Below are 281 nucleotides of genomic sequence, written 5' to 3'. Positions count from 1 at the left end.
ATCATTCGCGGCGGCGAGAATATCTCCTGCATCGAGGGGGAGGATGCGATCTACGCGCATGACGACATCGCCGAATGCTCGGTGTTCGGCCTGCCTGACGAGCGGTTCGGCGAGGTTCCCGCTGCGGTGTACAACGTGAAGGAAGGGCGGCCGCCGCTCGGCAAGGCGGAACTTCGCGCCTTCCTGCTGGAGCGGATTGCGCCCTTCAAGGTGCCGCTTGAGGAACATATCTGGATCGCCGAGGAAAGCCTGCCACGGCTCGGCACCCAGAAGATCGACAA

Annotated in this window: 1 protein-coding gene; it reads left to right on the top strand. The window is 63.0% G+C overall.

The window, feature by feature from the left end:
• The coding region (locus FLQ44_RS01025) for an AMP-binding enzyme (RefSeq protein WP_147692666.1) at positions 1-281 on the top strand (281 nt) is incomplete at both ends.

The organism is Vogesella mureinivorans (assembly GCF_007644035.1).
GTDB classification, from domain to species: Bacteria; Pseudomonadota; Gammaproteobacteria; order Burkholderiales; family Chromobacteriaceae; genus Vogesella; species Vogesella mureinivorans.
This window is presented reverse-complemented; position numbering and strand designations above follow the sequence as displayed.